This is a genomic window from Corynebacterium striatum ATCC 6940, assembly GCF_000159135.1.
In the GTDB taxonomy this organism is placed as follows: Bacteria; Actinomycetota; Actinomycetes; order Mycobacteriales; family Mycobacteriaceae; genus Corynebacterium; species Corynebacterium striatum.
Map to the genome: position 1 here is coordinate 45,833 of NZ_GG667520.1, position 15,156 is coordinate 60,988.

Annotated in this window: 9 protein-coding genes and 1 CRISPR repeat array; of the genes, 8 read left to right on the forward strand and 1 reads right to left on the reverse strand. The window is 57.4% G+C overall.

Annotated features, from left to right (window positions below):
* The 8 genes from cas3 to cas2e all read left to right on the forward strand — a co-directional run.
* Positions 1–2,379, forward strand: a 2,379-nt coding sequence (cas3, locus tag HMPREF0308_RS02570) for a CRISPR-associated helicase Cas3' (RefSeq protein ID WP_005528365.1), incomplete at its 5' end; no start/stop codon positions are given.
* 109 nt (positions 2,380–2,488) lie between these two features.
* Complete coding sequence (gene casA / locus HMPREF0308_RS02575) at positions 2,489–4,177, forward strand: type I-E CRISPR-associated protein Cse1/CasA (protein ID WP_005528366.1); 1,689 nt, start codon at positions 2,489–2,491, stop codon at positions 4,175–4,177.
* On the forward strand, positions 4,170–4,778 hold the full coding sequence (gene casB / locus HMPREF0308_RS02580; RefSeq protein WP_005528367.1) for a type I-E CRISPR-associated protein Cse2/CasB: 609 nt from the start codon (positions 4,170–4,172) through the stop codon (positions 4,776–4,778). Before casA ends, casB begins: the two co-directional genes overlap by 8 nt.
* 19 nt (positions 4,779–4,797) lie before the next feature.
* On the forward strand, positions 4,798–5,943 hold the full coding sequence (gene cas7e, locus HMPREF0308_RS02585) for a type I-E CRISPR-associated protein Cas7/Cse4/CasC (RefSeq protein WP_005528368.1): 1,146 nt from the start codon (positions 4,798–4,800) through the stop codon (positions 5,941–5,943).
* 3 nt (positions 5,944–5,946) lie between these two features.
* On the forward strand, positions 5,947–6,645 hold the full coding sequence (cas5e, locus tag HMPREF0308_RS02590) for a type I-E CRISPR-associated protein Cas5/CasD (RefSeq protein ID WP_005528370.1): 699 nt from the start codon (positions 5,947–5,949) through the stop codon (positions 6,643–6,645).
* Complete coding sequence (gene cas6e, locus HMPREF0308_RS02595; RefSeq protein ID WP_005528372.1) at positions 6,642–7,301, forward strand: type I-E CRISPR-associated protein Cas6/Cse3/CasE; 660 nt, start codon at positions 6,642–6,644, stop codon at positions 7,299–7,301. Before cas5e ends, cas6e begins: the two co-directional genes overlap by 4 nt.
* 12 nt (positions 7,302–7,313) lie before the next feature.
* Positions 7,314–8,252 carry a type I-E CRISPR-associated endonuclease Cas1e gene (cas1e, locus tag HMPREF0308_RS02600; protein WP_005528375.1) on the forward strand — a complete coding sequence of 313 codons (939 nt, stop codon included), beginning with the start codon at positions 7,314–7,316 and terminating at the stop codon, positions 8,250–8,252.
* Entirely contained in the window at positions 8,249–8,581 is a 333-nt protein-coding gene (gene cas2e, locus HMPREF0308_RS12930) for a type I-E CRISPR-associated endoribonuclease Cas2e (protein ID WP_049151744.1), read from the forward strand. Before cas1e ends, cas2e begins: the two co-directional genes overlap by 4 nt.
* Before the next feature lie 63 nt (positions 8,582–8,644).
* Positions 8,645–13,247: a CRISPR direct-repeat array (repeat unit 28 nt; unit sequence GTCCGCCCCGCGTAAGCGGGGATGAGCC).
* A gap of 627 nt (positions 13,248–13,874) precedes the next feature.
* Here cas2e and HMPREF0308_RS02610 read toward each other — a convergent pair.
* Positions 13,875–15,140 carry a carboxylesterase family protein gene (locus HMPREF0308_RS02610; RefSeq protein ID WP_005528390.1) on the reverse strand — a complete coding sequence of 422 codons (1,266 nt, stop codon included), beginning with the start codon at positions 15,138–15,140 and terminating at the stop codon, positions 13,875–13,877.
* Positions 15,141–15,156: the final 16 nt, after the last annotated feature.

The following is a 15,156-nucleotide window of genomic DNA, read 5'->3' on the forward strand; positions in this document are numbered from 1 at the left end:
ATTCTTTATGACTGGCTTTTGAAACAGGGAATGTGGGGGCCAGTTGCGGAAACTATTGCGAGTGTCGTCGAGTCGCACCACGGAATTCCTGCCAGAACAGTGGATTACGACAGGGCTCGCGCAATTCTCCGTGAGTACCCAGAGAACTGGTTGTTAGTTCAGGCTGCTGTTATTGAAGCAATGGCCGATGCCACTGAGGTGAAGCCGATCATAGGAAAGATTCAATCAGAGCTGTTTGTACCTACGATCCAACTGATTACAGGACTGGTCATTGCTGCTGACTGGTGTGCGTCAAATGAACGGGCTTTTCCATATGTTTTCGATTGTGAACAAGAGCAACGGGTTCAGGATGGGCTGGCGTCGATTGGGTTTGCAGGCTTGTGGAACGCTTCTAAGACAATGAAACCTGACGTTGCGGAGTACTTTGCTGCGGCCTTTGGTTGGCCTGATGAGTGGGATCCGCGGCCCATTCAACAGCGGGCTTTTGCCCTGGCCCGCGGATCCGATGGGGCTTCACTGCACATTATTGAAGCGTCTACTGGTAGCGGTAAAACGGAGGCAGCTTTAGCCGCAGCACATGCGTACGCAGAAAAGCATGGTTGCCATGGGGTAGTTTTCGCTGCGCCGACGATGGCTACAGCTAATGGCCTCTTCAACAGGGTGATTCAGTGGGCACAGAATGTCGTTCCCGCAGGTGATACGACTGCGGCCTACCTTGCACATTCGATGAATAGCTTGGTCAAGGAGTATCAGAGACTGCGAGTTAAAGGAGTCAGCACCGATACTTCGGGTAATGGGAGCGTCACCGCGATGGAATGGTTCGCTTCTCCCAAGAAGGGGCTGCTCTCTAACTTCGCTGTGTCGACAGTAGACCAAGTTTTGATGATGGCATTGCAATCCCGCCACAACATGCTTCGCCACCTTGGTCTTGCCGGAAAAGTCGTCATTATTGACGAGGTCCATGCATATGATTCGTTTACGAGTGCGTATTTAGAGTCGACCTTGAAATGGCTCGCTTGGTATGAGGTACCGGTCATCTTGTTGTCGGCGACTTTGCCGGTAGATAAGAAGGAAAGTCTGGTGCAAGCCTATCGTTCAGTTCTGGGCGAAGAGGACTGGGAGTCGGTAAGCGATGGGTATCCGCTACTTACGATTGCGGATGCAAATGGAGTGCGTGAGGAATCACTCGATATCGGCCCTAATGAGATTCACGCGGACGTGTCCGTGATTGGAGACACTGATCGTGAGCTCTTAACGTTGTGCGAGGAGTTACTCACTGATGGAGGTTGCGCGCTTGTCGTGTGCAATACCGTCCGGCGAGCGCAGAATTCCTATTCGATGCTGGTAAAAAAGTTCCCAGACGAGGTTGAACTGCATCATGCAGCTTTCATCGCGCATGAGCGCGCGGTGAAGGAGGGCAAGATGCTTCAACAACTTGGACCAGAGGCTAGGCGCGGGAGGTCTCGCCCGTATCGACGTATTTATGTTGCTACCCAGGTGGTCGAGCAATCTTTGGATATTGACGTCGACGTCATGATTTCTGACATGGCGCCTATCGATCTGCTCGTTCAACGCGCTGGCCGCCTGCACCGTCACCAGCGGCCACTGGAAGATCGGCCTGAAAAACTGCGTCGCGCCCGCCTCTTCATAAGAGGGGCAGAGGGATGGGACGAGATGCCCGTTTTCGACTCTGGCACGGCCGCTATTTATGACCCTGCAGTACTTCTAGCTTCTGCTGCTGCGGTTTCACGGAAGTGGCTGAGTGAGGGATATCGGCGCCCAGAGGACATTGCTGGCATAGTCCGCGGTACTTACGCAACGGTCGCTGATCCAGAGTCACCAGTGGCGGACTGGCAGCCTGCATGGGACGAGGCGAGAGAAGAAAGCCGCAAGCTACAAAACTTGGCAATCAATCGATCGGAGACGTTCCGTTATCCGGATCCCGACGTAGGCAATTATCGTGCACTTTTTGCACGTTACTTTGAGTCTAAGGGGTCAGCTGTGGATAAGGAAGAAGCAGCTATTGCTCAAGTTAGAGACGCTGATCCGACCATCGAAGTTATTCCTATCGAGACGGGGGACTTCGGGTATCGCCCATGGGGAACAGAAAGTGAGTACGTGCTCGACGACGAGAGTCCGGAGTTTTCATTGGCCCGACATCTCGCCGGCGCTACCGTTCGACTCCCCACCCGGATGAGCAAGCACGAATCTGTATTCGACCGAGTAATCGATCAACTTGAAAAAGAAACCCCTGTTGGGTGGGTAGACAGCTTTCTCCTTAAGAACAAAGTTGCACTGCGGCTGGATTCTACTGGGGAGGCAAACATTGCTGGTTTCGATGTGAAGTATTCGCCGGAACTGGGCTTGGAGGTGAAATAGGATCGTGAGTCGAGACAACTTTATAAAGTCCAACTGGAGAACCCGAGGCCCGCCCTGAAAATCGTGATTTAGGTCCCAAATAAATCTCTATCGCTTTTAAGGAGGAAAGATGTCACGCGAAGACAGTGATGTGTTCTCATTACTCGATGAACCGTGGATTGCGGCTGTCGGCAGTCATGGAGAACCGCTCTTGGTGAGTATTAGACAGATATTCGATGGCACACACGACATTGCGGAGCTGCGTGGGGACTCGCCAGCGCAGGATTACGCGGTTCTCCGCGTTTTGCTCGCGATATTTTGGCGGGCACATTCAGTGGCTAAGCCTGCGGGAAAAACTAAATTCTCTATGGCTGAGTGGTTTGTCAAGGCGAGGGCTGATGCTCTTGAAGGTGCAGCTGACATTAAGGTGCTTTCGTACTTGGACGGTTATGCAAACCGGTTCAACCTTTTCGATTCCGACCATCCCTTCATGCAGGTCGCTGACCTTCACACAGAGAAGGGATCAGTTTCTCCCATAAACCGAATCATTCCCGAAGCAGAAAATGAGTTCTTCACGATGCGGGCCGGTAAACCCCTTGAGACGCTCAGTTTCGGAGAGGCTGCGCGCTGGCTTGTGTACGTTCATGCATACGACTATTCGGGAATCAAATCTGGTGCAGTTGGCGACTCTAGGGTTAAGGGTGGAAGAGGATACCCAATTGGCACGGGGTGGACCGGAATGACCGGTGGAACCTATTTGATAGGTGCAAATTTGCGCGAGACTCTGGCGCTGAACACCACTGAGGCGTGCCTACGTACACCAAATGACAAACCAGTGTGGGAACGCGAGCCCGACACCGCGGCTGAGCGCAATGGAGGAGCTATTCACATTGGTGGTCCAGCAGACCTAGCAACGTGGCAAACTAGGCGAGTTCGGCTTCATCGTGAGAACAATGAGGTTGTTGCGGTTCTTGTGAGCAATGGTGACCGTATCCCCGATGCCGGCCTTAACGCATTCGGAGATCCGATGACACCCTACCGCTACAGTAAGAACCAGTCGAAGAAGGACTTTGTTGCCTTCTATCCGCGTCCATACGATGCGGGAAGAACTATGTGGCGTTCTCTTGAGCCGCTCATTGCGATGGAGTCCGATGCGCCATACCTTCGGAGTACTTCTTCAGCAGGGAAGGGAGCGCAAGCCCCGAAACGCCCGGAAATTCTGGATCAGCTCGCATACTACTGGCGGACAGATGTTCTTCCTCCATCCGTAGCACACGTGGGCATGGTCACCGTGGAATATGGTGCTCAGTCGTCATCGGTGGCGGCGAGTGTCACCGCTCGCACCACGTTGAACCTTCCAGTTCTGGAAAATGACGCTGTTCGGCGCGCAGCCCTAAACGCAGCTGATGTCACTCTTAATGCAGCTATTGCGCTTGGACAGTTTGGCGGAAACTTACTTGTTGCCGCAGGCGGTACCTATGAGTTTCAAGCTGAACCCATGGATTCGGCTCTCGCGCAATTGGAGCCTGCTTTCAATCGGTGGGTAGCGGGATGGAGTGATAGCCCTGAGCCTAAGGAATACGCAATCGAATGGCAGAAACAAGTGCGGTCTTTCATGCTCTCTCGTGGAGAAGCCATGCTGCATGCTGCAGGACCGAGAGCGATGATAGGTCGACCCCTTCTCAGCTCGACGACTGAGAAACCGCAAATTGTCACTGCAGCGTCCTATTTTTCATTGTTTGGCCGGAGGCTCGATAATTCATTGCCGCTCTTGTCGGAAGAATCGAAAAAGAAAGAAATGGTAAACACGAATGACTGATCAGCTTAGGCGGTCTCGCTTGTCTTTGGCGGTGAGCAATGCCGCAGAGCGTTTACAGAATGCGTACCTGCAGCACGGAGAGAAGCCTGGTAGCGAGGCCGCAGCAAAGAGCACACTATCAGAGATGCGTCGGTATGCTGGCCGGAGTCCGGAAAAGGCGCCTCTGGCATTCCAACGGGTCATGAACCTCATGTATCCTGCGCTGCTCGATGAAGAACCTGGATTATTTGCAACTCGCGAAGAGGAAGCGGCATTTTATGCATTGACGCTTTTCGCATCGCACATGCAATCTGCTACCCAGCCGGTACATGTAGAAGGATGTAGTTTCGCACGAGCATGTGGATTGATGTACACCCAGAGTGAATCCGAGTCATTGAAGCCTCGTTTCGACGCTATCTTAACCGCAGCTGGCTATGAGTCGCAGCTGTATCACGCACGTTCCCTGGTGAGTATTCTTCGTTCAAAGAATATTGGCTTTGACTATGGAGCATTCGCTCAGGATTTGAAGACGTTGCGCAATCCGAAATTCCGAAATTCCGTTCTCCTTCGATGGGGACGAGATTTTGCCACCGCCCCATTCACTAAAAAGACCGAAAAATAATCAAGAAAGGTTCAATATCATGTCCCTAACTGTTGACGTCCATGTCCTTCAAACCATCCCACCAAGCCTCATCAACCGTGACGATATGGGCGCACCAAAGTCCGCACGTTATGGTGGTGTTCAGCGCCAACGTGTCTCGTCGCAAGCATGGAAGCGTGCCGTCCGCCAGGATTTCGCCAAGCGCTTCCCCGCAGAGGTGATGGGTAAGCGCACCCGTCTCGTGGGAGAACTCATCTGCAAGCGCATCTTCGAAATCACCGAGGAGGCAGGAGAGAAGTGGGAAACCCAGCGTGCGATTGATGGGGTAAAGAACCTCTTTACCGGTGCCAAGCTGAAGCTCAAGGATGCCAAGAGCAAGAACGACGAGACCGAAGAGGACGCGAAAATCGCATACCCAGAGCTCGGTTACTTGTTGTTCCTGGGCAACCATCAGATTGATCGTGCCGCTCGCGCCATCATCGATAAAGATGGGGAGAAGTTTAAGAAAAATGAAGCTCAGGCAATTCTTGACACTGAGCACTCCATTGACATCGCAATGTTTGGCCGTATGGTGGCTGATGACGCTGCTTTCAACGTCGACGCTTCCGTCCAGGTCGCGCACGCGTTGGGTATTCACGAGACTGAGCCGGAATTCGACTACTTCACGGCAGTCGATGACGCCACTGCTGACAATGAAGAGACAGGTGCAGGCATGATCGGCACTGTACAAATGATGTCTTCAACTCTTTATCGCTTCGCATCGGTCGACTTTGAATCCCTTGCTTCCAACCTCAATGACGTGAAAACTGCGGTCGACTCTGCGGCGGCATTCGTGGATTCCTTCGTCAAATCCCTTCCAACAGGTAAGCAGAACACTTTTGCACACAACACGCTCCCTGAGTTTGTTTATGTCACGATTAGTGACGATCGTTCGGTGTCGTTGGTCAATGCTTTTGAGGAGCCCGTCGAGGCGGGTGCTGCGGGGCGCAGCAAGCTTGGTGCGGAAAAGCTCGCCCAAGAGGCTATCGAAACTCAGCGAATGTATGGACTCAAGCCAACTGCCCAGTTCGTCGCTGGAATTCGCGGACTTGACGGGTATTTCACCGAATTTGCGGACTCAGTCACTATTCCTGAGCTTGAAGAGCGGGTGGCAGATGTTCTCAACTCCCTCATTTCGGAGAAATAGAAAATGACTAGCACCTTGCTACTACTTCTTAAAGGTCCCATGCAATCATGGGGCGATGATTCCCGCTATAAACAGCGCAAGACGGGACAGGTGCCGACCAAATCAGGGGTGATCGGTATGCTCGCTGCAGCTCTAGGCCGCCGACGAGTCGATCCGATTGAAGATCTTGCGGGATTGAGTTTCGGAGTGCGAGTGGACCAACCTGGTACCTTGCTAAAGGATTTCCAGACCGCGCTACCGGAGGGCGCTTCTAACGCGCAGCTGGTGACCCGCTACTTTCTTAGTGATGCTGTGTTCGTTGCTGCTGTGGAGTCTGAGGAACGAGCCCTCTTAGAGAACATTGAATCAGCTCTGCGACGTCCCCGCTTCCCGTTGTTCCTTGGTCGCCGATCGTGTCCTGCGCCAGCTGATCTAGTCCTGGGGATCCGCGATAGTGATTTGATCACAGCTCTGCAAGGCGAAGAATGGCACGCCTCCAAAAGTCATCGGCAAGCTCGAGCGAGAAACGTTGTATTACCGATACACCGCGACGCAAGAGAAGGGGAGAGAGGAATAGCATGCCGCGATGTTCCGATTTCTTTTGCCCAAGAGCATCGGCAGTATGCGTGGCGTGAAGTTGTGCAGGACGCGACAGGCGCTCCGTTTGAGAATCCTCTCGCTACTAAGTCTGATCCATTTTTTGAAGCGGTGATTCGCGCATGAGTACGTTAACGAAGTTGTATCTCAACCCCTTGAAGCGTGGCGCTGCAAAGCTATTGGCGAACCCACAAGCGATGCACGCGGCCGTTCGTGGAGCATTTCCACCAGATATCGACGAATCACAGTCGCGGGTGCTGTGGCGCGTGGACCACAGGGAACATGAGCATGTTCTTTATATTGTGGGGCCTGAAAAACCGGATGCCCAGCACATCGTTGAGCAGGCTGGCTGGGGCACCCGGCCCGCGCAATCGGCGGACTATTCAAGGTTTTTGGAACAGATTGTCAATGGGCAAAAATGGGCTTTTGAATTGGTGGGAAATCCCGTTGAGTCAATCACTATTCCAGGGAAATCGAGGGGAAAAGTTGTTCCACACGTCACGGCTGCTCAGCAATGCGAGTGGTTATTGAAAAAGTCGATGGCAGCAGGCTTTTCCATCGCAGTCGATGAGAACGAGGAGCCTATGCTTTCTGTGGTTGAACGTAATAACCTGCGGTTTTCAAAGAGAGATGGTGCTAAACGCGTTTCTCTCCGCACCGCACGGTTCCGTGGGCAACTCGTAGTCACCAATGCCAAAGCCTTGAATAAGTCGCTCCAGCAAGGAATTGGACGTGCAAGGGCATATGGTTGTGGCCTTTTAACGCTAGCTCCGGCAGAGTAGGAAAGTCTGCAAATGGAACCGCAAAAGGTACCTGTTGATCGGCAAGAACTGACGCGCGTGAGTGAGAGAATTTCATTTCTCTACGCTGAGCGTGCCGTGGTCAACCGGGATAACAATGCACTGACCATTTCGGATCAGAATGGCACGGTACATGTTCCAGCAACCACGCTTGCTGCGTTGTTGCTGGGACCGGGGACTAAAGTGACATACGCTGCAATGGCTTTGCTGGGCGATACTGGCGTATCTGTTGTGTGGGTGGGAGAAAAGGGCGTGCGTTACTACGCCCACGGACGCCCTCCTGCCAAGACTTCGCGTTTCGCTGAAGCACAGGCTCGAATTGTTACCAACCAACGGGCCCGTTTGGACTGCGCTCGAGAAATGTATTCCATGCGCTTTCCCGACGAAGACGTGAGCGGATTAACTATGGCGCAACTACGTGGGCGTGAAGGCGCACGTGTCAAAGCGATTTATCGTAAGTATGCAGATCTCTATGGAGTTTATTGGGATCGGCGGCGTTACGACCCGAATGACTTTGCTGGTGGCGATCCTATTAATCAAGCACTCACCGTGGCGAATGCTGCGTTGTATGGTGTGTCTCAAGCGGTGATTACGGCCTTAGGTTTTGTCCCTGCACTGGGTGTGGTTCATAACGGCACGGACCGTGCTTTTGTGTATGACATCGCTGATCTCTACAAAGCGGAGGTTTCGATCCCAGCTGCTTTCGCAGCAGCCTCTGAGCCAAGGAACGATATTAGCGGACAGGTTCGCCGACTAGTTCGGGATGCAATCATTGAAAAACGGCTATTGCCACGGATCGTAAAGGACCTCTATCGCCTAATGGGAGTGGACAATAGCGCCGAGTCAATCGATGTAGAGCTGCTTTTGTGGAACGAACTTGAAAATATTGCGGCTGGTACTAATTGGTCAGACTTTGATCGGAGTTCTCCATGATGGTGCTCGTCGTTACTGCATGTCCCGCCGGCCTGCGCGGTGACCTTACTAAGTGGTTACTTGAGATTTCACCTGGGGTGTTTGTGGGTCGTCCATCAGGGCGCATTCGTGATCTGTTGTGGGAACGTTGCGTAAGTTTGTGCAAAGATGGCCGCGCTATTTTGGTTTTTAGCTCCGATAATGAGCAGGGGTTGGATTTTCGCGTTCATCGCCATGAGTGGGAGCCTGTGGATTTTGATGGTGTCACCCTCATGCGAAGAACCACTGCGCCATCAAAAGCTCAACGCCGTACCGGCTGGAGCGCTGCCCGAAATGCTCGTCGACACTGACCGTTACACCATAAGTCGGATCTGCTAGCCTCGTTTTTGGCTCTTCCACGCTGGTCAGTAAGTGTCCGCCCCGCGTAAGCGGGGATGAGCCCATTTGGGATGGGTCTGTGCGTTCAGGTAAGACGTCCGCCCCGCGTAAGCGGGGATGAGCCGTGATGGGGTTTAGCCAGAAGCAGAAGGATGCGGTCCGCCCCGCGTAAGCGGGGATGAGCCCGGGACCAGGGCCACGGCCTTTAGGAGGCCTTCGTCCGCCCCGCGTAAGCGGGGATGAGCCCAGTTTGTTAGTGGCACTGCTACCGGCTAGCCCGTCCGCCCCGCGTAAGCGGGGATGAGCCCACCGAGCCGATGAACACTAAAGCTCGGTAGTTGTCCGCCCCGCGTAAGCGGGGATGAGCCCACTAAAGCTCGGTAGTTCCCACACACAGATAGGTCCGCCCCGCGTAAGCGGGGATGAGCCCGTTCTCACCCTTACGCCGGAACAGGAGCGTGAGTCCGCCCCGCGTAAGCGGGGATGAGCCTTTGAGCAGATGCCGGGCCGTGTGGGGGAGATTGTCCGCCCCGCGTAAGCGGGGATGAGCCCACCAAAAGGGCTATTTCCTTGGTATGGAAATAGTCCGCCCCGCGTAAGCGGGGATGAGCCCGTTCTCACCCTTACGCCGGAACAGGAGCGTGAGTCCGCCCCGCGTAAGCGGGGATGAGCCCACCCGCGTTGCGCAGTTCACGGAACAACCAGTGTCCGCCCCGCGTAAGCGGGGATGAGCCCGGGTTCTGGAAATGGAAAGGCCCAGCCCACCAGTCCGCCCCGCGTAAGCGGGGATGAGCCCCCTGGATGAGGTAGCGCACGACGTCTTAGAGAGTCCGCCCCGCGTAAGCGGGGATGAGCCGGTCTTCACGCGTGAGTTGCTTTGCTGCGCCTCGTCCGCCCCGCGTAAGCGGGGATGAGCCCCTGACCGGCGGCCAGACCGCGACGTCCTACACGTCCGCCCCGCGTAAGCGGGGATGAGCCTCTTTTTGTTGGGGCGGTGGAAAGACTGATAGCGTCCGCCCCGCGTAAGCGGGGATGAGCCGGTAAAGGAAATGTACTGGGCAGGCCGAAAGGTGTCCGCCCCGCGTAAGCGGGGATGAGCCCTAAAAACACAAAGACCGGGAACACAAATTTAAGTCCGCCCCGCGTAAGCGGGGATGAGCCTAGGGATGCGGTCACCCCGTTGGTGATTCGGCCGTCCGCCCCGCGTAAGCGGGGATGAGCCCATCGCATTCCACCGTGTGAAACCCAACGTACTGTCCGCCCCGCGTAAGCGGGGATGAGCCCGGGCGCTGCTTCCACCCATCAGCAGGACCAGGGTCCGCCCCGCGTAAGCGGGGATGAGCCCAATGAGGCCAACCGGCCCCATAAGCACAGCCAGTCCGCCCCGCGTAAGCGGGGATGAGCCAGCATGTGCGCGGCGCTCGACGGCGGGAGCATCGTCCGCCCCGCGTAAGCGGGGATGAGCCCTCACCACACAAGGCCCAGACTTCCAAGCCCTCGTCCGCCCCGCGTAAGCGGGGATGAGCCGCCACAAGCGGCGGGCCATATCCTAGGTATTGAGTCCGCCCCGCGTAAGCGGGGATGAGCCCGTGGTGTACCACTACCTGTCGCGCAACCTGCCGTCCGCCCCGCGTAAGCGGGGATGAGCCCTACTGGCATCCGTTTGGGTGTTCCTGATGGGTGTCCGCCCCGCGTAAGCGGGGATGAGCCCGACCTGGGAGCAGACCCACGCCACGGCATCAGGTCCGCCCCGCGTAAGCGGGGATGAGCCACCATCACACCGGCCGCCCCCACCGTCTTCACCGGTCCGCCCCGCGTAAGCGGGGATGAGCCCCATGGGTAAATCCGGCGGTGTCCGGCGTGAGCGTCCGCCCCGCGTAAGCGGGGATGAGCCTGCTCGCCGTAGCTGCGTGTATAGCTTTTGGGTGTCCGCCCCGCGTAAGCGGGGATGAGCCTCCTCCGCTGGGGATGGGGAGAGTAAAAATGAAGTCCGCCCCGCGTAAGCGGGGATGAGCCGTCTGGTTCGCGCATGCTTGAGACGTTGAATGCGTCCGCCCCGCGTAAGCGGGGATGAGCCCCCGACGATGGGGGCGGCTGTCGTGGTTGCCGAGTCCGCCCCGCGTAAGCGGGGATGAGCCCACAATCGCAACAACTGCTCATGAGACTCACCAGTCCGCCCCGCGTAAGCGGGGATGAGCCCAACTTCAGCCGACGCCTGTGGGAAACGATCGGGTCCGCCCCGCGTAAGCGGGGATGAGCCGTCGGCGCACTGTCCGAGGCTTTAGATGGCTTCGTCCGCCCCGCGTAAGCGGGGATGAGCCCGCAGCGACTGCAACATCTTGGGAGACGTGGCCGTCCGCCCCGCGTAAGCGGGGATGAGCCCCATGACTAAGACCCTCGCAGACATGACCCCAGGTCCGCCCCGCGTAAGCGGGGATGAGCCGGCTTCAGCTGATGAAGCTGGAACCGCGTTTCAGTCCGCCCCGCGTAAGCGGGGATGAGCCCACTTCAGACTGCGAGCCGTGTTTGAAGCCCGCGTCCGCCCCGCGTAAGCGGGGATGAGCCGGCCACGCGGCCTGCACAATCTGTGATGTTTTCGTCCGCCCCGCGTAAGCGGGGATGAGCCTCCCAGCTCGCGGGCAGCATCCGCCGCGCCAGAGTCCGCCCCGCGTAAGCGGGGATGAGCCCTCCGTAAGGAAAACGCGAAGTACCGTACCGAGGTCCGCCCCGCGTAAGCGGGGATGAGCCCATCCTTAAGCGCCGCATTCGGGTACGTGCCAAGTCCGCCCCGCGTAAGCGGGGATGAGCCCACAGCACCGACGCTGTTCTGAATCTGCTTACCGTCCGCCCCGCGTAAGCGGGGATGAGCCCTCGGCAAAAAACTAGCCCCCGACCGATTCCCCGTCCGCCCCGCGTAAGCGGGGATGAGCCCTCGACGCAATCACTGGCGACTGTCATGAAAACGTCCGCCCCGCGTAAGCGGGGATGAGCCCACTCTGACGGCACCGACCATCAAGGAGTACGAGTCCGCCCCGCGTAAGCGGGGATGAGCCCACCGGCTTTAACTGGAAATGGGAGGAAGCATGGTCCGCCCCGCGTAAGCGGGGATGAGCCCGTAAAAGGGGGAGGTGCCTGATGGACTCGATTGTCCGCCCCGCGTAAGCGGGGATGAGCCCCAGGGCAATGACCCGACCGCACGCACCCTCAAGTCCGCCCCGCGTAAGCGGGGATGAGCCCGATTCGTAGACGAGAAAGACGCGGCTATCGTCGTCCGCCCCGCGTAAGCGGGGATGAGCCCCCTGTTGAGCTGCTTTTTGGCTTCCAATGGGGGTCCGCCCCGCGTAAGCGGGGATGAGCCTTGAGTAGGGCGTTTAGGAGTGTGGTATCAACCGTCCGCCCCGCGTAAGCGGGGATGAGCCCCCCACGACTTGGCCCCAGGACACGATGTCATCGTCCGCCCCGCGTAAGCGGGGATGAGCCGGAGGGTGCCCTGTCTGCCAACAAGATCGGCACGTCCGCCCCGCGTAAGCGGGGATGAGCCCCCCACGCGAACAGAAGCTAAAAGAGCGTGAAGTCCGCCCCGCGTAAGCGGGGATGAGCCCACCCCGCCGCGCCCGCTGGTACATGCTCCCCAGTCCGCCCCGCGTAAGCGGGGATGAGCCCCCAATACCCATACGGGGCGAAACCTGAATCCGGTCCGCCCCGCGTAAGCGGGGATGAGCCCTCAGCACCGACGCGTGGGAAAGTAGAAATGACGTCCGCCCCGTGTAAGCGGGGATGAGCCGGGTTGGTTTACCTGTGATTAGGGCGTGGAGTTGTCCGCCCCGCGTAAGCGGGGATGAGCCCAATGCGCCGTCCACGTCCGGCCGTGAGCTGGCGTCCGCCCCGCGTAAGCGGGGATGAGCCCCAAGCAGGCCATCCACACAGCTGTTGTGGAGCGTCCGCCCCGCGTAAGCGGGGATGAGCCCATTCCGGCAACCTTGGATAGGATTTGCTCGGAGTCCGCCCCGCGTAAGCGGGGATGAGCCTCTACGCCTGCACCAGCCCCACCTACCGACAGGGTCCGCCCCGCGTAAGCGGGGATGAGCCCAAGAAAGGCACCCGCGACGGCGGCAACCGTCCGTCCGCCCCGCGTAAGCGGGGATGAGCCGCGACCGGCTGGAACGGTGCTCTAGCAAAGACTGTCCGCCCCGCGTAAGCGGGGATGAGCCCAGCGGTATCCCATGCGGAAGAAATCTTATTAGGTCCGCCCCGCGTAAGCGGGGATGAGCCCACACGGCACTCGAAGATGCGAAAACGGATCTGGTCCGCCCCGCGTAAGCGGGGATGAGCCTTACGCGATATGGAACTGGATAAGCTCAACCAGGTCCGCCCCGCGTAAGCGGGGATGAGCCCCAGGCGGAGAAGCCATGTCTTATGAATACGCGGTCCGCCCCGCGTAAGCGGGGATGAGCCCTTCACAAAATTCTCTCGGTCTGGATGCGCGCTGTCCGCCCCGCGTAAGCGGGGATGAGCCTACGCTTGTGTGCGCGTACGGGATGCCGGGTAGGTCCGCCCCGCGTAAGCGGGGATGAGCCGCCGGAGACCCGCGTAGCTGGCGTGCAGCCGCTGTCCGCCCCGCGTAAGTGGGGAAGAGCGCTTCCATTCTGCTGTGGAAGGTACAGAAAGAAAGTCTGACCTGTGAAACGTGGGGATAAGATTTTTCTGTTAAGAAATACCCGTTTGCCCCACAGTTTTCCGCGGATTTGGAAGAGTGTTTTCTGCGGAACGTAGTTTTCAAAATCGGACCACACGGTCCCTACATCCTCATCACAAGATACGAGCAATCCCCATTTATGTTTTCGCAGAGGAAGCGGATGACCTGGACGTACTCGAGTCTGTTGGAAGAAATGCAACATGGTGCTGGGGTGAAACCCTATACAGCGTCGAAGCGACGTTGGTTATCTTCGCATACATTGATGACGTCCATGTTGCTACTGGGCCAGTGGAAGATCATTGCTCTAGATCTTGAATTGAGTCACCGAGCGCTGCGCGAGGCGGGGTTGTGAGGATTAGCGGTCGGATGCTCAGTGTGGTTTTAGTAAATGTATTTATCTGCCTTGAAAGTTTGAGCCGTCCCAACTTTTAACCGCCAGGGGAAGAAACTTCTGCTGCGACTTTTTGTTCATTGCGGCAGCGCTACTTGGCCGCCGTAGCTGCGTAAACAGGCAAGGTTCCCAAGCGCTGCCGGCGCTTCGGTAACACTCAAATGAGTAGTAAGAAGGCTTAGCCGGAAAAAGCAGCCCCGACGTAATCCAAGCTGCCATGCGCTACGCGCTCGTTCCCGCTATCAAGGTTGTATTCCCATATAGCGTGGTCAGGGCGGTAATCGGGGAATCCCGTGTGTCCAGTGCGCACAAAGTTGTGGAGCCACGAGTTGAGCGTGCGCGCAGACTCGCCGTCGCGGACGCCGAAGATGAAACGTAATTCTTCGCAGTGCAAAGCAGGACGACCACTGCGGGTAAACTCGATCATCCAGGTCGGCCCGGGGGCGTCGTCAGCTGCTTGTGCCACCCAGCGGCGAATGTTGGCATCACCAATCATGCGTCCCAAGGGACGTTCTTTGTCGATGTAGCTTGCGATCTGGCGCCACGGACCCAACGAGTTGGGTGGGAAACCAAATTTAGGTGCCATCTGGCGTAATGCAAGGCCACGTAGTGGGCTGGAGTCGATTTTTTGTGCAACGGGAATGCCATAGAACTCGTCGCGGGTCGAGCCAACCACTAGGGGAATGTCGACCATCTCAGTGGCATCGAAAGGTGCCGGCCCCAACGCCATACCAAGATTGTGTTTTTTACGGAATTTGGAATAGCCGTCCGCCAGTTTGTCTTGCGGCAGCGCTGCCAAGGATTCTCTTGTGACAGGAACACCGAGTGCGCGGCGCAGGCTGGCCCTCCGCTTTTCATTGGACTCAAGAGGAAACGCGGGCGACAGCGCCACCACGCGGCGGAAAGCACCCTTGTAGTGGTCGCGGCGCATCAGCCACAGGGCGGTGGTGGCGCCGGCGGACTGGCCGATGACGGTGACGTTTGTGGGGTCGCCGCCGAAGGACTCGATGTTGCTCTGAATCCACTCCAGCGCCAGCTGGCAATCGTCGATGCCGCGGAAGCGGAAGGACTCATCGTCGTGGAACTGCGCGAAGCCCTGCAGGCCCACGCGGTAGCCTACCTGGACCTGGATGATGCCGGCGCGCGCATTGGCGGTGCCCTCCGCGCGGGGATCCTCATGGGTGCCGTTCTCGTAGCGGCCGCCGTGGATGTAGACCAACACCGGCGCGTCAGTGGCCTGCTGGGGCGCGGTGATTGTCAGCGCCACGGCGTCGGGACGCGGCGTGCGTGCGTCTAGGTCGCGGGCTGCGTTGAGCTTTACTGCGTTCTCAAAATCGCCCGGGATGAGGGAGTAATCCACGGAGTGGAAATAGTTGACGTCGCCCTCGGTGTAGCCGGTGATGGTGCCGGCGGGGCAGGAGACATGAACTGGCGTGCTAGACATACCCGTCAGACTACCG